Below are 21,737 nucleotides of genomic sequence, written 5' to 3'. Positions count from 1 at the left end.
ACGATTTCGTGATTCTAAATTCTAAATTTTACATTTTACATTAACGCTATGGTGCAATTTTGGATAACCCTACAAAAGCTGGTACAATATAACATCAAGATTATATTCGGGAATAAATTCCTGTACTTCATGTTGAGTGCCCTCGCCTTCTACGTGATCACGGTGATCGTGAAATTACTGGGAGACGACGAGATCACGCAGGCAACAGCCTACTCCATGTTGATGTTACCGAGCATTCTGTTGGTTTTCTACCCGATGTGTTTCGGCATACAGAACGATCAGGACGCCAAGATCGTGGAAATTATTTTCGGAATCCCGAACTATAGTTATAAGGTCTGGTTATTACGCCTCATCATTTCTTACGTGATCTGTTTCGTGATTACCTGTTTCCTTGCTCTATTAACGGATTTGGCTATCGTGTCGGTTCCCCCGATGGGACTGACCCTACAAGCCATGGTCCCGGCTCTTTTTATCGGCACGCTTTCCTTCATGTTAAGCACAATGATCAAGAACGGGAACGGAACTTCCGTGGTGATTATCATTATCGGACTGTTATTCTCCATGATACAGGGAGCTATCGGAGACAGCCAATGGAACATTTTCCTAAATCCTTACGATGTTCCCATTGACAAGAACCCGCAGATATTCTTCAACACGGTCTTCCATTGCCGGATGAACATGTTGATCGCCTCTGTCCTCTTTATCATCTTCGGACTGAATAATACCCGAAACCGGGAGAAATTTATATAAAACAAAAAACGCCGTCCAGCAGATGACGGCGTTTTTTATCACTTGTTTTCCAAAGAATCCGGTATATAATAAATCTCAGCTTTCCCAAAAGGGCAACGATATATTTTCATACACATTCTTATTGATAATCAAACTTAACGAGCTAATTTTCCCCTTATTCAGATGTGAACAATCCATGAAAAAGAAAAGATTAGGCTCACCCCATTTCTCTCCATCATAACCCAAATTTTACCCCAATGTTTCTCCAAGGGTGGAGCATTGGGAGCGCACTGGTGCGGTATTGTCCTATGGCCTATTTTCAGCCTTTCCTTTTCCCTTTCTCAGCTGTTACTCTCCTATAATGCAAACATACTCAACGCAACAAACCATCCACTCATTACCACAAATCTCTCAAAATGGCTCGTTCAAATATTTTATTATCTATTATGATTTTATATACAAATATCGTAATTTGTTTCGTTACATGGATAATTCCAGCATCCTTTGTTTCAATGTCGATTTTTTGTCTCCTTTGTTCATAAACATTAGAGTCTTTATCTTTTTAAAGAGACAATTCATATAATAAGAAGCTCTCGTATGAAATGCTTCATTGAAACCCCAACAAGTAACAACAAATCTCACAAGATTTTACCATCTTAAAAAAGGATGTCAAGAAACAAAAAATCACGCTTCCCTTCTTCACCTCATTCAGAAGGGAATCTCCCCTTCAAAACATTCCAATATTTCAGGGTGTAGAACTCCATCCGGAGCCGTGAAATCAATCCCCAAAACTTCCATAATAACCGGAGCAATATCTGTAATGTTCATTTCTTTGAGCACCTTTCCTGCCGCAATACCTTTCCCCCAAAAAATAGTGGAAGTCGTTTCCCGAGGTAAAAGGTAACCATGCTTGCCTGCCTTTTTAATAATAATATCTTCACCCGTGGCAATCGATGTAACTCCGACCCCCACGATTGGTTCTAAAGCGATCACTACATCCCGAGAGCAACCCAATTCCTCTAATTCTTTTCTTTCGACCACCCGAAACAACCCTTTCTTCTCTTCCGGCAACGAATTCAATTTTGCCCTCACTTTATCCAATGTTTTCCGATCATTCTTATCTTTCAAATACAGGAATGCCGTGGATCCCGCCCCGTAAAACTTTGCTTTCCAATTTCCCGGATCACTCGAGAGAAGCCCTGCCTCCGTCAGCCATACATTGGGAGCAATGCTTCGATTTACATTAGTAAAACCATGATCCCCGGTAATCACCAATACGGTACTATCCAGCATCCCCGCGTGTTTCAATCCATCGATGATTTCCCCAATCGCATAATCTACCGCTGCTAGAGATTTTTTCGTCTCCACGGATTCTGTTCCTGTTTCATGCTGGGAATGATCAGTACTCCATAAATGTATGGTCGTCAGATTCGGTTTATATTTATCCAATAAATATACTGCCATAAACGCTGCACGTACATCACCATTGCGCTGACCGGGGCGACAGGTTTTATCGGAAAAACGTCCTATTGTTTCTTTCTCTATCTCATCCAATATCCCTGCCGGGGTGGAAGATTTCTTTAATAATTCCCATAAAGTGACATTCTTATCAATCGACCAATACTCCGGGACATTGTAATCTATATCCTTCCCATGAGTGGATACAGGCCAGAATAAAGAACACGTTATCAAGCCATGTTCCTTCGCCTTTCCCCAGATCGTGGGGCATTTAATCGAATCGGCATACCAATTCGCGACACCTGTTTTCCGGTTTCCCTCGAAGGGAGAATTATAGTATATCCCATGATGGATAGGACGAGCTCCCGTAACAAGAGTCGTGTGATTTGGATAGGTCATAGCCGGAGCCACACTGATAACTCTTTCCACTAACGTGCCCGTACCGACCAACTCTTTCAACACGGGAGAAGGCATTTCCTTTTCCGTTATCATCTCCAATCGTAAACCATCAATCGTGATCAGCACGACATATTTCACCTGACTATTTTTTAATTGGGCTTGTGCCACCGAGTGACACAAAACACCAATTAAAGCAAGCAACAAAATAACCCGTTTCATTACAAATTTGTTTTTCATTATTACAGCTCCCATCCCTTGTTCTGTCCCAAAGCAGGATTTATCAAACGAGCATCTTCCGGAATCGGATATAGATACTTTTTCTCTTCAAATTTCTTATTCACGTTGGGATAAACCTGAATATTTCCCGCATTCTCTCCCGTCAAACGCATTGAAGCCGACAACACGTAATACACGACACCCGGTTTTGTTTGCACCGGAATCTTCTTCACGAAACAAACATCCGGTTGACCATCCTGATTCAAATCATACTCCGTATCTAATGCTTTCACGTAGATTCCATCCCACGTATCCTCCATCAAATGCCCCTCTTTCCAACGGCGAATATCATCAAAACGTAATCCCTCGGACACCATTTCTATTCCCCGTTCCCTGCGAATCTCCAATAAAACGGCATCAGATATTGAAGGAAAATAATATTCCTGCAAGTACGTGTCGGCAGAAGCAGGTTCCGCAGTATTCGTGATTCCAGCTCTTCCCCGCAGCACCCCAATCGTGTTCTTCCAATCCTGAGATGTAAACTCCCCCAATTCCCGTGCCGCCTCGGCATAATTCAACAAAACCTCAGCATAACGGATTACCGGGATGGTATTCGTATTCTTCGCCTGTGCCATATTCGTATTATCATCCTGGGTAAATTTAATCACATGATATCCCGTTTTCGTGTGTCCCAAATCCGGTGCCGTCAGTTTGCCATTCAATTTATAAGAAGGAGTACGAATGATTTGAGCTAAACGAGCATCCCGCTCCTGCACCTCATCCGTGAATTCAATCTCATTATAATCCGGCTGATCTGTAAAACGGCGACCATCTTTACGCAAGAAGGTATTTATAAACTTACGGGTCAAACCGGGACGCACCCACGTGGAGGAAGTCGTCCATACCCAATTGGCATCATTATATCGAGCCATCGTTCCACTATAATTATCTGCCAACATCACTTCCGTCGTGATAGGCTTTTCGTTGGTGAACAAATCCCGATATGGAGTACTTCCCGCTTTATTCAAAGAATAACCACCCTTCTCCATCACCTCGCCCGCGGCTTCTTTCGCCTCTCTCAACCAGTCATTCACCGTATTTTCCAAATCGAACTCGGGGTGATACTTCCGGAAAGTTCCCTCGAACAAGCACACCCGGGATTTGAATGCCAATGCCACCCAACGATTGATGGTCGATGCCGTATTATCTTTCGTTTCATATATATGGGTACATGCGAAATTCAAATCTTCCAGCACTTTATTCATCACCACTTCACGAGAATCCCTTCCCTTGTACAAGTCCGGATCGTCATTCTGCATGGTTTTATCGTACCAAGGCACATCCCCGAATTTCTTCACTTTATTGTAGTAGAACCAAGCCCTGAAAAAACGGGCAATACCAATATAATGATTGCGGACGGTTTCCAGTATTTCCGGATTATCACTTCTTGCCAGGAAATAATTCACATTATACAAATCCTCCCAATCCCAGCCAGAAGCATCTAACGCCGTGTAATTACCATTGATAAACAGATCGGGAGATGCAGAGGTCGCAAAATAATCGGATAATTCTCCATCCGTCTTATATATATCTTCCCCCTCCGGCAACATCTCATAAAAAGACATCACGTAAAGATTCAGATCCTTCTCCGATTCAAAGAATGTATCCGGATTGATCTTATCCACCGGATATTTATCCAGATCACACGCCACCAACAAGATGGTACACAGCGCGTATAGAACAATTTTTATTGTCTTCATTTTATCTTCTATTTTTAGATTAGAATGTCAAGTTCAACCCGACCGTAAAGGTCTTCAACATCGGATAGCCATTTCCGCCACCAAAAGCATCCTGCGTCTGGTCATCGGGGTTTTGGGCTTCTATTGTTTCCGGATCTATATTTCGGGTAATTTTAAATATCCCGGAATAAGTCCATAAATTCTGTCCCGTGAAATAGATGGACGCTTTTTGCAGACCGACATGATTTATAAGACGTTTGGGTAGATTATAACCGACGGTCAAATTTTTCAGGCGAATATAGGATACATCCTGTAAATATCTGGTCTGTGGCACACTCAATGATTTATCTGTTCCGTTAGCCAACAATCCCGCGTAACGAGGGAAGTAAGCATTCGGGTTCGGATTAGCCTCATCAGCATTGTAATATTTCCCGAGAATATGCTTCGGTAGCGGAGAATAAGGACGATTGTATTGCCCCCAAAAATACACACTCTCCCCAGTCGGATACCAATCCCGTTTGCCTACCCCTTGGAAGAATGCTGACACGAAGAAATTATTCCAATCCGCATTCAGATTCAACCCGAACATATATCGAGGCTCTGAATTTCCGATAATCTTCCGGTCGCCGGAATCGCCTACCCGATTAGCACCGGGAGTAATCGCGTTATCTCCATCCAGATTTTTGAATTTAATATCACCCGGGTAAACAACTCCTGCCGCGTTCGACTTAATCCGGGATTGATCGACATGAGCATCGATATCCGCTTGGTTTACAAAAAGTCCTTCCGTCACGTACCCCCAAATTTCACCGATCTTCATTCCCTTGTAAAAATCATCCAGACTCTTGTTCGGGTTATTGTACTTGGTTACTTCAGTCTGGTTATCGGCAATCGTGAATTTCACGCCGTAACCGAACGGTTTACTCTCTCCGATCCGATCGTTCCAGGCGACTGCCAACTCCCATCCCCGGGTGCGTAAATCCGCGTTATTCCCTTTGGGTACCTCTGTTCCGAATACTTCCGGCAAAGTTGCTCCTTCCGTGAACATTCCTTTCGTATCCCGCTGGTATAAATCCGCGATCAAGCTAAAACGGGAACTAAACATCGAAAGGTCGAATCCCACGTTTAACGTTGTCGCTTTCTCCCATGTCAACGAACTTGGAATTACTCCCGGGGCTTTCGTGTAAGTCGGGAATTTACCCCCGATCAAGCGGGTCAAGGTGCCCACGGGCATCGTTTCCATGAAAAGATAGGGAGATATATTTCCATTCCCCAATGTCCCGTAAGATGCACGAACCTTTAACTGAGAAACCAAGTCCTTGTTTATTTTCCAAAATCCTTCCTCCGACAATCTCCATCCTAAAGACACCGAAGGGAAAAATCCGAATCGTTGATTCTTCGGGAACTTAGAAGAACCATCCACCCGACCATTTGTTTCTAACAGGTATTTTTCTTTATAATTATAACTCAAACGATAGAAACCACCCACGATTGCCCAGTCATTCGATGCATCCACGGCTGAATACACCTGCCCGTCTGCCAACGAAAAACCCGGATTGTTGGCATCCAAAAGCCCGTCCCGGCTCACCTCCAAACTATTCTCGTTTGAAACTTCATAATTATAACCGACCAATCCCCGGAACTGATGGTTCCCGAATGTTTTTGCATATTCCACGAACAAGTTTGTACTGAAATAATTCGTGCGTACATTCATATCAAAATACTTGGTAGAACCCAGCCAGACAATCTTATCCGGGATATTGCTGTACGGCACGGCAGAATAAGCCCTTGTTTTCGTAGAATTACCTATCGTGAATGCCATATCTCCTGATATTTTTAACGACTTATCAAAGAATGTCGCCGTGAAACCGCTAATATTATTCACCTTGGAACTTCTGGTCTTGGACTTGTTCTTTCCGTAATAGAAATCACCTATACTACGAGCACCCATCTCGGTGATCGTTCCGTCGGAATTTAACATCGGCACCACGGGAAAAGCCCGCATTGTCCATCCCATCGATATTTCGCTTGTAAAACCGTATCCCCCGTAATAAATAGGAGCCTTATAGTCCATTTGGGAAAAGTCAAAATTATTATACACTTTCAACCAATCCGTCACCTGAATATCACCTTTAGCCCGTACGTTATAGGTTTTATAATCATCCGAATTATAGCGATATATCCCGTCTTGCGTGAAATAACGCCCGGAGATATAATAAGAAGCGGCATCGCTTCCACCCGAAAAACTCAACGAATGCTCCATCGAAGGATTCACGTCCTTATACAAATCTTTCAACCAGTCGTGATTGTCGTAATAAACGTATTTCCCGGTTGTTGGATCTATTTCCTCTTTCGGCAGGGAAGGATCTTCATCCCGTCGTTTCAGTTCCTGCAAATATTCCTGCGAGAAAGGGAATGCAGAATTTATCGCTGTTGGATTCTGTCCATACCACTGGTAATGAGCCTCGTTAAACATCTTTGCCCACTGGTAACCATTAGTCACCAAGTCCGGTATCACGGTACGTCGATTGATAGAATAGCTTCCCATGTAATTAACGCTCACCTTACCTTTGGTTGCACTTTTCGTCGTGATCAAGATCACCCCGAATGTCCCCCGCGCTCCATAAATAGCCGCAGAGGCTGCATCTTTAAGCACGGAAACACTCTCGATATCATTCGGATTCAATTTACTCGGATCACCCTCTACTCCATCGATCAACACCAATGCACTACCTCCAGCACCGATAGAAGTTGTTCCCCGCACGTTGTATTCCGGACTTCGGGACGGATTACCGTCATACATTTTCAAATTCAGATTAGGAATAACACCCTGAATACCTCTCGAGAGGTTCGGCATCGGCCTATTCTCAAAGACAGTAGCGGAAATCTGATCCACAGAGCCCGTCAAGTTTACCTTTTTAGTTGTTCCATAACCGACAACCACGATCTCATCCAACCCGTAGGTTTCTTCCTCCAACGTCACATCAATCGTCGTTCGCGAATTCCAAATGACCTTTACCGTTTTGAACCCGACTGAAGTGAAGATTAACGTATCCTTAGGCAACAACCCTCCTTTTACTTTCAATTCATAGTATCCGTCGACACCAGCAACAGTCCCTACGACCAAACGTTTGACAACTATAGTCGCGCCGATCACGGCCTCTCCTTTCTTATCCAAAACTCGTCCACGCACTGTCTGAGTCATCCCTGAAAAAGAAAACGAGAGTATCACCACCAGCAACAATAATCCTTTAATAAAAGACTTTAACACCATACTCTTTCTCATAGTTTTTAATTTTATTGCGAGAGCAAAAATAGTCCCCGCCTATTACTAAACAGCTACGAAAAAAAGTCGGTATCGCAAACTTTCGGTTACGAACAGATTACTAAAATAACGTGAGTTCGATATAACTCAAAACATTTTCATATACTGAAAAGCAACGATAATCCCATCCCACAAGTCAAGTTTGCAACCCACAAGCAACCCAAATACCCCTACCCTCTCTTTAATTCTCTTTATCTTTGTATCAAAATACACGACAAGTCATGAAAAGAATCATCTATATCATTTTTTGCACGTTCCTCATCTCATGCGGGCAATACAACGCCGAACTGGAAAACGCCTTAAAACTAGCGGGAGAAAACCGACATGAACTCGAAAAAGTTCTCTACCACTATTCTCAAAACCCGTCCGACAGCCTCAAATTGCGAGCAGCGACATTCCTCATCGAGAATATGCCGGGCCACTACACACTGGAAGGCTCCTTGATAGATGCTTACCGGGAAAAGATCTATTCTGACACGATCGCATCATACTTTGCCAAAAAGTCACTTGATATATCTCTTTCCTACATGGACCAATTTCGACATACCGCCAACAAAAAGGAAGACGTGCAAAATATCAAGGCGGATTTTCTTATCCGGCATATCGATCGTTCGTTCGAAAATCTAAACTCGTATTCTTGGTTAGAAGACTTCCCTTTTGAGCTATTCCTTGAATACGTTCTTCCTTATCGCTTCGCAAATGAGCAATTGGATTTATGGATCGACTCTTTGCACATCTCCCCGGATGGATTACAAGAACTAGCACAAAAAGATAACATCAAATACAGCCCAACAGGAGCAACATTGAATCTAAGATTCTCGGAACCAACAGTCAATCTTCGTCCCGATTTCATTCAAAAGCTATTCCACCAAAACATTTACAGTGATTGCCATCATATCTCCTTACGAGAAAACTTCAATTCCAGAGCTCTCTGTTCCCCCTCCACGATCGATTTCATCCTGCATTATGCCAATCGAAACGGCTATCATTACTGGAACAAGATCGTATCCCCGGAATTTAAGAATTCAGAAGTAAGAGGAGCTTTCGAGCGAAAAACAGCCAAAGTATATCGAAAAACATACTCTAACCATTCATCTATAAAGCCCGGCACTACCGAGTATATCCCTGAATTTTTCAAGGACCCGTTCCATCTAGATGTCAGCTCCGAGTATCTTTATACAACCGATGTTTCAATACACATCCCCCAAAAATTGGAAAATTCACCTCATTATGCTTACTTGTGTGTTTTCAATAATCTGACATGGAATCCCATTGCCATCGGGGAAATCACCTCTTCCACCGCCAAATTCAGAGATATGGGGAAAAACCTCGTATATTTTCCCGCTTATTACCGCAGGAAAAAACTCACCCCCATCAACTACCCGTTTATATTCAACTCTAGAGGTGAAATCAAACATCTTGTACCTGATACCAATAACTTACAAAAATTGGTGCTAACCCGAAAATATCCCTCGAACAGTAACCTATATTATTATATCTCAGCTCTCACGAAACTCTCCGTGGAAGCAGCAAATCAACCCTCATTTCAGAACCCGGACACCCTCCTTCGCTCTCTTTCGTCCATGGGAGCCTATTGTGAAGGAAAAATAAACACGGACAAAAAGTATCGTTACTGGCGAATCTCCCATCCACATTCACTCTCGTTTGCCGAATTATTCTTTCTCGATTCACGAGGCGAACTCGTCCGGGGTCAAGCAGACTCTATATTCTACGCCGCATTTGACGGGGATCCCCTTACAAATATCAATAGGTATGATAAAAAGAACTTAGTCATTGATTTCAATACTCCCGTCAGCCTATCCAAAATCATTTGTCTTCCCCGAAGTGACGGGAACGGGATATATCCAGACAATGAATACGAACTTTTCTATCATGACCTAAAAGGTTGGAAATCTCTCGGTCGAAAAATAGCAAACGGTTTCGAGATCGAGTATGATCACGTCCCCCAAGGAGCCTTGTATTGGTTACACAATCACACCACGGGAATCGAGGAAAGGATATTTACCGTCACGGATGGAATTATACGTTTTTGGTAACCTCTTTTCATGAATACTATATAAAATAATTGAAAAATAAGAGCGATTAAAAATGGTATGAAGATATGCTTAAACGTTGTCGTTTTTAAAATAGAACGACGAAATATCTCTGTATTCATAAAATCGATATTAAATTTTTGGTAATTATATACTACTTTACAGTCCATTAAGGTAATGCTTGTTTTCATACTCAAACTCCTCCGTCACTTCGTGCCACCTCCTCTATAAACAGAGGAGGTGCTGGTGACTCTTCCCGAAGACAGGGAGTATTTCAACTCTCCCTCTGTTTATAGAGGGAGTACCCCGAAAGGGGGAGGGAGTTAGTTTACTGTAAACTCGTATATAAGCTCCAAATTTTTCATTTCAGTTCCTTACTTCAACATATCTATCCCCCTTGCATCCACGTCTATTTCTTTCCCTCTCAAAGAATCCACCAACTCCGGCAACCGCTTGCGTTTAACTCGATTTATGTAATAGCGACAAGTCCATTTTTTTTATCGGTTATTATTTGCATATAAGGTACTGCATACCCACCAAAATAAACAACATCCTTAAAATATATTTTCTTCTTCCAAAATGGACAATTCGCATTTTTCACGACCAAGGTATCATCAAATTCTATAATATAAAACTCAGAGAATAGCAATAGACAAACTGGAAAAGCATAAAAAATAAATAACATCCCCACGATCTTTAAACATGAAAAACTAATTTCAACTCTAGACAATAGGACTATAAATATTGATCCCAAAATATAGGATATAAAAAAGGAATGTACACTATCTCCTGACCAAAAAGAACCTCGATATATTTTCATTGTTATTGCTTTTTACAGAATTATCTATGATTCTTGTTCTCTACCACATTCATCTAAAACATTCCATCCCCTCCACATAAACTTCAATCCCCTTCTCCCTCAAAAAATCTATTATCGCGGGAAATACTATGCCATAAAATAACAAATTTGGTAAAAGTATTATCAATCCACACCATGAAAATAATTTCGCATAATCAACATTACTCATAACAAACAAGACAAGCAATATACTCACAACCGTCCATGGTATAAATATTGCTTGAACCCATCGACCTAACCAAAAAGAATCTCGGAATATTTTCATATCAATAAAATTTTCAAGATATATACTTCCCATTGTCAAGACACATTAGAAAACGTTGGTACTGGGTAAACAACTAATGTATCCCAAAATTTATACAAAACTTTTGGGATACATCTTAAAGGATGATATATCCCTTAGAATGAAAATTATCATTCTAAAGGATGCCAACTTTCAGCCAGATCAAGGTATTTATCCATATCTACATTAATAGAATACACGAAAAGAACACTTTTCCCTACACGAATACATCGGAATGGGGGATAGTAGATAGGAATGTTCATCGTGTATTTTTGACATGCAATTTTCGCTTTTTTGAATATATCTACAGCTTGTTGCTCTGTAGAAAATCCTATTTCAATTATGCCAAATCCTTCACACCATTCTTCAGGATTTTCATATATTTTACCTCCTAGAAGTTCTACAATAAAGATGTTACCTTGTGTAAAATCAATATTTCCGATCTGTAATTTTTTCTTGATTTTCTTTATTGAACTAGTGATCGTTTCTCGGCTTTTTTTATTATCATACAAACCTTTTGATTTCAAATACACTTCTAATTCACGTGCATACGATTTGCTCTGTGATTTTTCAACTGAATATATTTCTGTTATACATCTCTTTTCTTGAGCTGAAGAGATAAGACTCGTTAAAAATAGACCTATGAACAGGACTAATAATTTATAAATATTTTTCTCCATATCTTTTTATATTTAATGTTATCTTTTTAACTATTTATTGGTACTAAAGAAGGTTTCGATGCAGCCTCAACATACACAATAAATTTCTCCGATTGGACCAAAGCTTCTTCCGTTTTTGCATTCGAATATAGTAATAATTTCCGATTTAATTCTCCCATTCTACCATTACAAATCCCTATACACCCATACATGTTACACCCTAATTTTGGATCTCTTGGCCCAGCATGCAACAAATGCCCTCCATATATTCTCCAAGCATCACCAGAAGGACTTTCACCACAATATGCTAAAATAAATTCACGAATCGTATAAGTTGCTTCATCCTGTAATCCCTTAACCACCGCTACTCCATTTTCATATTTTACTCCAAATCTTATAGCCTCGTAATTCTCAATTATAGACTTCCCCGTTGAATCTATAGCTTCTAGGACGACATTATACAATGGGACATAATATCGTTCTGTTGTTGTCCCAATTCTCACAACAGCTTGTTCCCCCGTAGTAGAACTTTTTATTGTTAATTTTATATCTCGAATACATTTACATGGATCAGAATGACAAATTTCACATTTACAAGGACCTTTACAAATCGAACAACACGTGCAATTACTCCCTCCCGGGCAATTTGGTGTCCCATAAGGACATTCATTTTTATCTGGCTTATAATCTCCTCCTGATCCTTCCCCCGTTCCTGGCTGAGGATCCGGATCCTGAACCCAAACTGATTCCGTGTGACACTCATCCCTGACATATTCCTCGTAACAATTCACTTCCACGTATTCTCGACCACCGCTTTCGGTTGTCTGCCAGTAACCCGTGCATACCCTCCGGTATACCGGGTAACAATAAGTAACATTCTCGTAATGTCCTCCCCGGGCTAAACCAGAATTTTCTAGCATCTTTACCGTGTGCGTGATTTTCCCGTTAGAGTAACGCCAACCGTTAGCGAACGAACCGTCCAGCTCGTGGAAATAAACATAACCGTCAAAATCTTTCTCCCGGGAAAGATACGTTGAACGGTACACGTTGAAATTCTTTGCATCCATGTACTCTTTAGAAGGGATCAACGTCATGAAAAAACCTTGGGTTGTCCCTTTCTTCTTGTTCGTCAAGATGACAAGACGGGTTAAAGATTGAATGTACATCGAGTTTCCCGTTTCATCATAAGCTATCGCGTTTTCGGGCAAGGTGAAAAGAGTACGGGAATAAGCCCATATCGGAACCTCTACCGTGCGATACTCGTCATTGGAACTCCTCACGAAAGCGTAAGACCACGCGGGAACCATCATGCTGAATAACGGATGAGTTTCTCCCGCCCGGGCAAGCGAAGCATCCTGTCCATGCTCTTCAAACCAAGCTATAGCCTTTCGAACTTCCGGATCCGTTATCCCATTTAACATCTCGTTTATTCCTGCATTATCGGGATCAGCCAACACGTCCGGTTCGTCATCATAGCAACTGACGAACACGCCACTTCCCAGAATAAACAAAAATAACAATAACACGTAATTTTTTTTCATTGGCATTTTGTTTTGATTTCCTGTTCTATTAATTTAACTCTCTCTAACATGAAAAGTAACTCCGGAGATCTTACTTTTATTTTCTTGCATGATAAACTATCTATTAAATCCTCCACTTGTTTCATATCGCCCAATTTGTACTTCATCTCCATTCTCAAGTACAACGGCCTGAAACGATTAGGAATCAAGTTACCCGCTTGTATCCATACCACTTCCGCAGCATCATAACATCCCAAGTTTTCCATGGCAATACCCTTTTCCACGCAACACCCGTAAGAATGATACAAGCATACCCCACGATCAGCTACCTCCAAGGCCTTCACGTGTTCTCCCGACTGGTTTAACAACAAGGAACAATTTGCCAGAAAAAAAGATGAATTCATCAATGGACGATAACGAACATCTACCTCTTCGGCTAACACGTGTCTATTCGCCAAACAGTTTTCCCAGTTTCTCACCGCTTCTCGGTAAGGCCAAACCGCTTGGCAACAAAACAATATTCCCACGATTCCGGTCAACACCCCCAACCATTTCCCGTTAATCTCTAACATCCCCGGCAGGCTCGAGGATAGCATCCCGATAAACACGATGCATATCGCTTTCGTCTGCAATTGCGATGAAGGGTATGAAAAAAGTGAAAACACGAGCCATGCCAACAATACTCCCCGAATAACATGAATCTCCTTGGTACAACAACCACCCATCTTATTTCTTCTAAAAACTAGATATAATAATACCACTATAAATAACAAACCAAAAATCCCCTGCTCCACGCCTATTCGCAAAAAATCATTAAAAGCATACAATGTTTCATCCGCAAGCATTCGCTCGACCTCGTTTCCCCCTCCCACGAAATAATTCTCCTGATATGCCATATAATTATGTTGAAACCCGTTTAACCCCGTTCCCCACGGGTGTTCGTAACACATCTGACCGGAAATCTTCCAAATTAACAAACGTCCTAAGGCTGAATTTACTTTATGCCACGTACCCATCCCGGCCCCCAGCAACACTCCCGAAAATAGCAACAAGATACCCCATTTTTTCAACCTTCTTAGCGAATCCGTTTCTTTATAAAATAAATACCCCCCTCCAACAGCAAACCCTAGCCATGCTGCTCGTGAATTTCCCATGAAAAGCAAGTACACGATTAGAAATACCCCTAAACCACAAAACATCTTTGCCACACGAGAAGAAACTAGCGTCATTTCCCCACATAAAATTATACCCACGCAAGCGACGAAACAACTCCACATACCTGTATTCAAAAAACTCCCATGAACTAAACGCATGCCCCTTCCCGGGTAAAAATATTGAGTCTGGCAAGCAATACCATACCACAACTGCCATAAAAGTAAAAAAAGAAATATCCAGAATACCAGTCTCATTTGCTGTATTCCCAAAATACGGACAGCAATATATAACAAACCACACGCCACGTGCATGAGTAATACTTCCCGATCCAGTTGCTCCCAAGAAAACAGGTATAACACGATGATATATAACCCACACACTAGCAACAAAACATCTATTCCCGACAATTTAAAAACCAAAGATTCTTTTTTTGCAAAACGCCATGACCAAACAAATAACAAACAAAACACAAGTATAAAAATCATGTCACCAGCCTTCACTCCTTGAAAAAAGCATGTTTTACTCACGCTTACCAAAGGAGAGAAAAGATAGAATAATGCTAAAAGCAACATCCCTACTTCTAATTTTTTACAAAGCTGCATTAACATCTCTCTGACTTTTTCTAAAAACTACAAGTTCAACTTAATTAACCCTATTTCCAAACCTTGAGTGATCCCATACAATGCCCCCTCTTTCCGGTCATAACTAATCCCTGTCAAAGCATCGCCAAAATAAAGCGTCCGTATCAGGTTCCCCGCCCAGTCGTACACGAGCAGGCAATTAGATTCAAAAGCCCGGCCCCGGTCCATCTTGTAGGTTTTCCCGGAATAAAGGGCATACACCTTATCTTCTGTTACTGCGACATCCAGAAAACCGAAACGGTTCCCCTGACAATAAACTACTCGTGGAGAAGGGGTTTCCGACACCTCGACTTCCGGGTAATGCAACCGGACCAATCGTACCCGCTCGATAGAATCTGCCGTCACCCGGCAAAAATCGATCACCCCGCTATACATGTCGGCACAAACAAACGCTCCCCCATCCGGACGAACACGCAACACGTTACTGGCGTAAAGCATCGCTTTTGTCTTTTCCCGCAAGCCGGGATAACCGGGATGATCCGGGTAAGAAAGAAAATAACGGGCGGATTGATCCGGCAAGGAATACAACAGGTAGCGTCCCTCGTCATACAACCCCGTGGCAATCACTCGATCTCCCACCCGTGCCGCGATCAAGTGTTGTTCACCCGAGGGGAGTTTAATCACGGTCTCCGAGTTTCCAGAACGAGCAAGAAACGAGACCGCGTTCACGACCAGCTCGCCCTTCCTGAAATCCAAGGCCGTCACGGTCTCCCCGTCGAACGAGTTGAACGAACTCAAACTCCGGAAACGATCATTCGAAGATTCACCACGCCCCATTGGATCCATCGCCCCCGGATGATTCAAATCAATTGTCTTGATCCCTCCATACTCCACCCCAGTTTCCACGACAACCCGGCTTCCTTGTTTCGCAAACCCGTTCACTTTCTGTATTCCCCACTGGGATATATCAGCCAAACGAGTAGTAATAACCCGTTCATCTTTAACAGCATTCAAGTTATCTTCCTCTATGCGATGATCCGCACATCCCAGAGAAAGACTCCCTAACAAACAATATAATACCAGATGTTTCATTCGTCCTTCATTGATATACCGTGAACTTTAATTCCATTCTCAAAACAATATCCTCCTGCTTGAGTGCAATGCTTGAAACCTACTCCTGCTTCTGGGGAGCCCAAAGCCTCGATATTTTCCAAGGCCAACGTTGAATCACCCTCACTACTTTTTTGAAAACTCAAATTCACATTCAGCGAAATCATGCTTGCTAGAAACACTGAAATTATTAACACGTACCACATCCTTTTCATAACTATAAATTTTTGGGTAAAAATAAGCCTTTAGAGCTTATTTTTCGAATAAAACGGTTGCACAAGGGTTGCAAAATCAATATCTTTGATACGAGGAAAAAAACACTGAAAATGGGTCGGAGTTCAAAATATTACTGGTTTATTGCCATTCTTGCCGGGCTAATCATCCTGTTTAGCCAATTATTTTACATCATGCAATTGCACCGGCATGAAAAGACAATATACATGGCCCAACAAAATGAATGGATTACTAACGCAATTTATGAATTTAACATGAAAATGGCAGATCCAAAACAAACTGTCAGTTTCAATCCAAAAAATAATCGATTAACCTATATTATTAACGACCAGATTTCCCGTTTTCAATTAAAAACGGAAGACAAAATACATCAAATCATCGAACAAAGTGATTACGACATACAAGACCCTTCTCGTTGGACCTTACAACATTTTTACAGCTACCTGCAAGCAAAACGAGATTCCAGCGCCATCGAGAACCTGCCCATCAATTTTGCCATCAAGGATAGCATCAACCAAATGAAAGCCTCCTATCCATCCAGTTGGATCCCACCTCGCTCGTGCGAATTAAAGATGCCATTAGGTTTTCTTACTAAAGACACGTTATACGCCTCCTATAATTACCCTTTCAAACTATTCCTAAATTTGGCTGGCAACCAAATCCTGTTAACTCTTTTCGTCGCCCTATTACTTATTTTTTGTGTCATTTCACTTTTCCACACGCTCCGCTGGGAAAAAAGAACCGGAAAATACCGGGAGGTTTTCGTGCACAACATCGTGCATGACTTGAAACGCCCTATCGAAACCGAACTCAAACTTCATCGCGTACTTTACAAAACTCTTTCCCCCGAACAAAAAATCTTACTGGAAAAGAGCACTACCGGGTTGAATGATATGTTACGATCCATCAATCGCATGTTGCTCCAATCCACGAATGCTCACGGCTTACGATTGAAGATCAAAGATTTCGACCTGTATAAAATGCTGGATGAACTGAGTAACCCGGATTCATGGAACATCGGGAAAGAAAAACAGGCAGACATTCGACTCGAATACCTTTCCAATCGGCACGTGATCGCAGGCGATCCTAATTTTCTACAACCGGTTTTCATAAACCTGATTGACAATGCATTCAAATATACCGGGGAAAAAGTACATATACTGATCACGTGTGAGGAAACCGACCGGAACACGATCCGCATCAAGGTGAGAGACAACGGCACGGGAATCTCGCCCGAAGCCTTGAAACACATCTTCGAACGATACTCCAGAGGAGATCATCAAGGCGACACGAAAATCAATGGCCACGGGCAAGGTCTGTACTTCGCACGCATGATTGTCCGGGCACACGGGGGAACGATTACCGCGGAAAGCAAACCGGGAACGGGATCAACCTTTATCGTAACATTACCTGTAAAATAAAACAACATCATGGGAAACAAGATGAGAATTCTTTACGCCGAAGACTATGAACTCGATGCTGAACTGACCAAAATTCTCCTGGAAGAACACGAATTCACCGTGGACATCGCCGCAGACGGGAAAAAAGCATGGGATGCCTACAATCGTCAAAAGCCCGATATTCTACTACTCGATCTCAACATTCCTCGGAAAGACGGGATCGAAGTCACCCGGTTGATCCGGCAGAAAGACCCGCACACTCACATCATCATCTACACCTCCCACGGGGAACCGGAAAGAGAAATCGCCGCACTAGATGCCGGGGCTGATGAATTCATTCCCAAAGACCGCACTCCGGATGTTTTAATCGCCCATTTGAAAATCTTGCGCCAGAAAATGATCGCCCACTTAAACCTCCCACACGTGTACGAACTCTCCCCCATCACAACGTTCAACGCTGTCGCACGCACGTTAACCATCCAAGGAGAAACCATCCTGCTAGGCTCCGGTGAAGCACGTCTTTTACAATTATTATGCGCCAAAAGCAATCAAATTTCCCACATGGACTACCTCATGAAGGGAACATGGGAAGGAGGCTCCTTCGGTAAAAGAAAAAGGGTGAAGGAATACGTGTGCCGGATCAGGAAACCATTAAAAAAGGATCCGTCCATCCGGATCGAATACATAGGAAATGATTACGAGGAAGGATATATACTAATCACCACCCCTTTCCCCGCCCCAGCCCTATCGTCACCTGTCATCCGGTCATAACAGCCCATATAGCAAATATACAACACGATTCACCCGACATACAAACATAATTGTATGAAAAACCAATTCTATAAAATAGGAAATAAGAATAAATAGACTCCCGCAAGAATAATTTCAACGTCCTATGTAAGCTATGTCATTTTTTATAATTTTGCGGAGATTATCACCATAAAAATAAAGAAATGAAAAAAATCTTGTATGTATTATGTCTGCTTACGACTCTTGTAGCGTGTAGCGATGACGATGACAAAATTATTACCGATTATGACAAACCGTACACGAAGTTACCCTCTTCCGAATTAAGAACTTTAATCGAAGACAATATCAGTTCATGCGAAGCGTTGGTCAAGGAGTTTAGTGAGATGGATGAAAATAATGAGATATTCGATTTAATAAGGTATTATGATATAAACTTGAGTTTCAATATTTCCGATTTTATAAACTCCCGAAGTTCAGACTCAAGCAAAGAAAACACATTTACCGGAATGAAATTAGTTTGGAACAAAGACAAACAGGACTTCGACACGACCATCAATGCAGCCGGATTCATGGAAGTTCTCTTCCCCTCTTCCAAAACAGATCAGTCCAAAAATGATCTTCGTTTCATTGCAACGATTGATTATAGTACCGGTGTCTGCCTTAAAATGGAAGTTTACAAGGGTGAAGAAATTCTATTACACAAAGTACAGCAATATAACAAAGAAACTTCCGAAGCCATACAAATAGTAAAATGTCCTCCTTACAGCCAAATGGTCAAGATGGAAATAAATTACGATGATATTGTCTCCCGATTTATCATGAGAAGAATGCCCAAAGAGGTCATTGTACAAAAGGACGGAGGAGATTATTACAGCCTTTCAATGAATATCGAAAATGGCAACTTAGATTTAGTGACAGATTTCAATAACATCCGGATTCGCTCTACATTCGAACAATATAACAGCATACAGGCGTTAATTGAGGAAATATATTACACGAATGAAGGACGTTATGACGAGTTGGTTACAGAACTTTTCAGAAAAAATATGCGAGAGAGTGTTATTGTTTTCACGGATAAAGATGAGAAAATCGGAGAATGGGAATTCGTGGAACTGAAACGAAATGGAGAAAGCCCTTTCCCTCTTTGTAAATGTATTTTCCAAGATGGAACAGAATTATTTTTCCATTTGTATACATTTATCTAGTATCCTGTAAAGATTTCTTTCCCCGGTTTTCAAAAGAGCCGGGGAAATTTCTGTCTAATGAATCCCTGTACGCCCCAATTTCTCGTTTAGTTTACGACGAATGACATTGATGGCATTCTTGCGCTTGAGGAGTTCCACGATTTGCGAAGGATCTTTACTATTCTGTGATTCAAGGATGCGATTATCTATATCCCGAGAGAGCATCTCCACTCTTCGCATTTTGTAGTTATCTAGTATTTTAGGTAGAAGTTCTCCAAGTTTCATTTGTTCCGTCTCGACAAAACTATCCATCTTGTACCAAATCTTGCTTAACTCGTAAGGTTCGCTCAGGATATTGGCAGCCATGGTACTGACTTTTATATCCGGGTAAGAGATAAAATAACGGGCCGGGATAAACGACGGCGACTCGTACTGACGCTGGTACTCCTGTTGCATCGTGCGGAACACAGGGTTCAACAATTCCAAATCATCCTCACTAAGCTCCCGGATGATGAATTCCCCGACGCTCACACTTCGCATATACCCGTTACGTTCCTCCTCGTACAACTCGCTATCCCCGAATAAAAGCAGGTAACGAATCAGCACGCTCTCCTCGATGTCACATGGAGTAGCGCCTCTTACCGGGGTTGTCACTTGCAACTCCGGTGTCGTGACAGGAGTCCTAGACGGCTGCTCCTCATTTTTCAACCGGACCTTGGCAATTTCGGTATATAAAACCCGTTCCTCAACGTCCAGCTGGTGGGCAGTTTCCCGCACGTAAACGGAACGCACGATGTTATCCGGAATCTTGGCAATACTTCGCACGATGTCCGTGATTAGGCGAGCCCGTTCAACCGGATCATCCCCCGCGGTACCCAGCAATAATTTAGTCTTGAAATTTATAAAATCCGTCTCGTTATTCGCGATAAAATCCGCCAAATCTTGCGGCGTGTGACTCCGGGCAAAAGAATCTGGGTCCTCCCCGTCCGGCAGTAAAAGCACCCTCACGTTCAATCCCTCTTCCAGCACGAGATCGATTCCCCGCAAAGAGGCCTTGATCCCGGCAGCATCCCCGTCATAAATAATTGTCACGTTCGGGGTTAGTCGACGAATCAACCGGATCTGTTCGATCGTCAAAGAGGTTCCCGAGGAAGCCACCACGTTCTCAATTCCTTTCGCATGAAAAGAGATCACGTCCGTATATCCTTCCACCAAGATACAGCGATCTTGTTGCACGATAGATTTCTTGGCAAAGAATATCCCGTAAAGGGTTTTACTCTTGTGATATATCTCAGACTCCGGGGAATTCAGGTATTTTGAAATCTTTTTATCGGCTGTCATCGTTCGTCCCCCGAAAGCAATCACCTTACCTGCCAAATCAAGCACGGGAAACATCACCCGGGCGCGGAATCGGTCGAAAAGTCCTTTCTCGTTCTCGATGGTCAATCCGGTCTTCACGAGAAACTCTTTCTTGTAGCCCTTTTCCTGAGCTGTTTTCGTGAACGCCCCCCAACCTTCCGGGTTATAGCCCAAACCGAATTTGCGAATCATCTCGTCACTGATACCTCGTTGACGCAAGTAACCCAATCCCACGGAACGCCCCTCGTCCGTGTTCCACAGCTGATACTGGAAATACTCGTTCGCATAGGAAGAGACTATCAACATACTCTCCCGCTCCGTTTTCTCCTTTTTCTGTTCCTCTGTTAATTCCTTTTCCTCAACCGGGATATGATATTTCTCGGCCAGATATTTCAATGCCTCCACGTAAGACATCTGCTCGTGTTCCATGATAAAATTCACGGCATTTCCCCCCTTTCCGCAACCGAAACATTTGTATATGCCCTTTGCCGGGGAAACGGTGAACGAACCTGTCTTCTCGTTATGAAACGGACATAACCCAAGATAGTTCACACCTCGCTTTTTTAAACTCACGAAATCGGAAACCACCTCGTATATATCCGCCGCATCAAAAATTTTCTGTATGGTAGCCTGATCAATCATGATACAAAGATAGGATAATGGAATTGAAAATGGAGAATTGAAAATTGAAAATGATGTAATAAGATTAAAATCATTGAAAAG

General features: G+C 42.2%; 15 protein-coding genes. 5 read left to right on the top strand and 10 right to left on the bottom strand.

Annotation, left to right across the window (positions count from 1 at the left end):
• The first annotated feature begins 48 nt into the window (after positions 1-48).
• Positions 49-750, top strand: coding sequence for a hypothetical protein (locus R8806_RS15530; protein ID WP_051465918.1), 702 nt, complete (start codon positions 49-51; stop codon positions 748-750).
• Positions 751-1,437: 687 nt separating this feature from the next.
• Here R8806_RS15530 and R8806_RS15525 read toward each other — a convergent pair.
• From R8806_RS15525 to R8806_RS15515, 3 genes are read right to left on the bottom strand one after another with little or no spacing between them, the layout of a single operon-like run.
• Positions 1,438-2,805, bottom strand: a complete 1,368-nt coding sequence (locus R8806_RS15525) for an alkaline phosphatase family protein (RefSeq protein ID WP_164719558.1) — start codon at positions 2,803-2,805, stop codon at positions 1,438-1,440.
• 20 nt (positions 2,806-2,825) lie between these two features.
• Positions 2,826-4,562 carry a RagB/SusD family nutrient uptake outer membrane protein gene (locus R8806_RS15520; protein WP_151411877.1) on the bottom strand — a complete coding sequence of 579 codons (1,737 nt, stop codon included), beginning with the start codon at positions 4,560-4,562 and terminating at the stop codon, positions 2,826-2,828.
• 19 nt (positions 4,563-4,581) lie between these two features.
• Complete coding sequence (locus R8806_RS15515) at positions 4,582-7,827, bottom strand: SusC/RagA family TonB-linked outer membrane protein (RefSeq protein WP_124315870.1); 3,246 nt, start codon at positions 7,825-7,827, stop codon at positions 4,582-4,584.
• A gap of 260 nt (positions 7,828-8,087) precedes the next feature.
• Here R8806_RS15515 and R8806_RS15510 point away from each other — a divergent pair, with 260 nt between their 5' ends.
• Entirely contained in the window at positions 8,088-9,923 is a 1,836-nt protein-coding gene (locus R8806_RS15510; RefSeq protein WP_124315871.1) for a hypothetical protein, read from the top strand.
• Between the two features lie 466 nt (positions 9,924-10,389).
• Here the strand turns inward: R8806_RS15510 and R8806_RS15505 are convergent, their stop codons facing one another.
• The 6 genes from R8806_RS15505 to R8806_RS15480 all read right to left on the bottom strand — a co-directional run bounded on the left by R8806_RS15505 (position 10,390) and on the right by R8806_RS15480 (position 16,302).
• Positions 10,390-10,740, bottom strand: coding sequence for a hypothetical protein (locus R8806_RS15505; protein ID WP_151411879.1), 351 nt, complete (start codon positions 10,738-10,740; stop codon positions 10,390-10,392).
• A gap of 453 nt (positions 10,741-11,193) precedes the next feature.
• The gene (locus R8806_RS15500; protein WP_151411881.1) at positions 11,194-11,742 is read right to left on the bottom strand and encodes a hypothetical protein; all 549 of its coding nucleotides are present in this window, start codon (positions 11,740-11,742) and stop codon (positions 11,194-11,196) included.
• A 26-nt stretch (positions 11,743-11,768) separates the two neighbouring features.
• Complete coding sequence (locus R8806_RS15495) at positions 11,769-13,262, bottom strand: hypothetical protein (protein ID WP_124316274.1); 1,494 nt, start codon at positions 13,260-13,262, stop codon at positions 11,769-11,771.
• The gene (locus R8806_RS15490; protein WP_124316273.1) at positions 13,259-15,004 is read right to left on the bottom strand and encodes an O-antigen ligase family protein; all 1,746 of its coding nucleotides are present in this window, start codon (positions 15,002-15,004) and stop codon (positions 13,259-13,261) included. Before R8806_RS15490 ends, R8806_RS15495 begins: the two co-directional genes overlap by 4 nt.
• 21 nt (positions 15,005-15,025) lie before the next feature.
• Entirely contained in the window at positions 15,026-16,069 is a 1,044-nt protein-coding gene (locus R8806_RS15485; RefSeq protein WP_124316272.1) for a BF3164 family lipoprotein, read from the bottom strand.
• Complete coding sequence (locus R8806_RS15480) at positions 16,066-16,302, bottom strand: hypothetical protein (protein ID WP_124316271.1); 237 nt, start codon at positions 16,300-16,302, stop codon at positions 16,066-16,068. The genes R8806_RS15485 and R8806_RS15480 overlap by 4 nt, the downstream gene beginning before the upstream one ends.
• 111 nt (positions 16,303-16,413) lie before the next feature.
• Here R8806_RS15480 and R8806_RS15475 point away from each other — a divergent pair, with 111 nt between their 5' ends.
• The 3 genes from R8806_RS15475 (at position 16,414) to R8806_RS15465 (ending at position 19,676) form a co-directional block, all read left to right on the top strand.
• On the top strand, positions 16,414-17,742 hold the full coding sequence (locus tag R8806_RS15475; protein ID WP_124316270.1) for a sensor histidine kinase: 1,329 nt from the start codon (positions 16,414-16,416) through the stop codon (positions 17,740-17,742).
• A 9-nt stretch (positions 17,743-17,751) separates the two neighbouring features.
• Positions 17,752-18,492 carry a response regulator transcription factor gene (locus tag R8806_RS15470; RefSeq protein WP_124316269.1) on the top strand — a complete coding sequence of 247 codons (741 nt, stop codon included), beginning with the start codon at positions 17,752-17,754 and terminating at the stop codon, positions 18,490-18,492.
• Between the two features lie 182 nt (positions 18,493-18,674).
• The gene (locus tag R8806_RS15465) at positions 18,675-19,676 is read left to right on the top strand and encodes a hypothetical protein (RefSeq protein WP_124316268.1); all 1,002 of its coding nucleotides are present in this window, start codon (positions 18,675-18,677) and stop codon (positions 19,674-19,676) included.
• 54 nt (positions 19,677-19,730) lie between these two features.
• Here the strand turns inward: R8806_RS15465 and dnaG are convergent, their stop codons facing one another.
• The gene (gene dnaG / locus R8806_RS15460) at positions 19,731-21,656 is read right to left on the bottom strand and encodes a DNA primase (protein WP_124316267.1); all 1,926 of its coding nucleotides are present in this window, start codon (positions 21,654-21,656) and stop codon (positions 19,731-19,733) included.
• Positions 21,657-21,737: the final 81 nt, after the last annotated feature.

It is taken from the genome of Butyricimonas faecihominis, assembly GCF_033096445.1.
Lineage (GTDB): Bacteria > Bacteroidota > Bacteroidia > Bacteroidales > Marinifilaceae > Butyricimonas > Butyricimonas faecihominis.
This window is presented reverse-complemented; position numbering and strand designations above follow the sequence as displayed.

Bases quoted from the DNA above. Each gene is read 5' to 3' on its own strand.
- R8806_RS15530 (WP_051465918.1), top strand. From the start codon at position 49: ATGGTGCAATTTTGGATAACCCTACAAAAGCTGGTACAATATAACATC.
- R8806_RS15525 (WP_164719558.1), bottom strand. From the start codon at position 2,805: ATGAAACGGGTTATTTTGTTGCTTGCTTTAATTGGTGTTTTGTGTCAC.
- R8806_RS15520 (WP_151411877.1), bottom strand. From the start codon at position 4,562: ATGAAGACAATAAAAATTGTTCTATACGCGCTGTGTACCATCTTGTTG.
- R8806_RS15515 (WP_124315870.1), bottom strand. From the start codon at position 7,827: ATGAGAAAGAGTATGGTGTTAAAGTCTTTTATTAAAGGATTATTGTTG.
- R8806_RS15510 (WP_124315871.1), top strand. From the start codon at position 8,088: ATGAAAAGAATCATCTATATCATTTTTTGCACGTTCCTCATCTCATGC.
- R8806_RS15505 (WP_151411879.1), bottom strand. From the start codon at position 10,740: ATGAAAATATATCGAGGTTCTTTTTGGTCAGGAGATAGTGTACATTCC.
- R8806_RS15500 (WP_151411881.1), bottom strand. From the start codon at position 11,742: ATGGAGAAAAATATTTATAAATTATTAGTCCTGTTCATAGGTCTATTT.
- R8806_RS15495 (WP_124316274.1), bottom strand. From the start codon at position 13,262: ATGAAAAAAAATTACGTGTTATTGTTATTTTTGTTTATTCTGGGAAGT.
- R8806_RS15490 (WP_124316273.1), bottom strand. From the start codon at position 15,004: ATGTTAATGCAGCTTTGTAAAAAATTAGAAGTAGGGATGTTGCTTTTA.
- R8806_RS15485 (WP_124316272.1), bottom strand. From the start codon at position 16,069: ATGAAACATCTGGTATTATATTGTTTGTTAGGGAGTCTTTCTCTGGGA.
- R8806_RS15480 (WP_124316271.1), bottom strand. From the start codon at position 16,302: ATGAAAAGGATGTGGTACGTGTTAATAATTTCAGTGTTTCTAGCAAGC.
- R8806_RS15475 (WP_124316270.1), top strand. From the start codon at position 16,414: ATGGGTCGGAGTTCAAAATATTACTGGTTTATTGCCATTCTTGCCGGG.
- R8806_RS15470 (WP_124316269.1), top strand. From the start codon at position 17,752: ATGGGAAACAAGATGAGAATTCTTTACGCCGAAGACTATGAACTCGAT.
- R8806_RS15465 (WP_124316268.1), top strand. From the start codon at position 18,675: ATGAAAAAAATCTTGTATGTATTATGTCTGCTTACGACTCTTGTAGCG.
- dnaG (WP_124316267.1), bottom strand. From the start codon at position 21,656: ATGATTGATCAGGCTACCATACAGAAAATTTTTGATGCGGCGGATATA.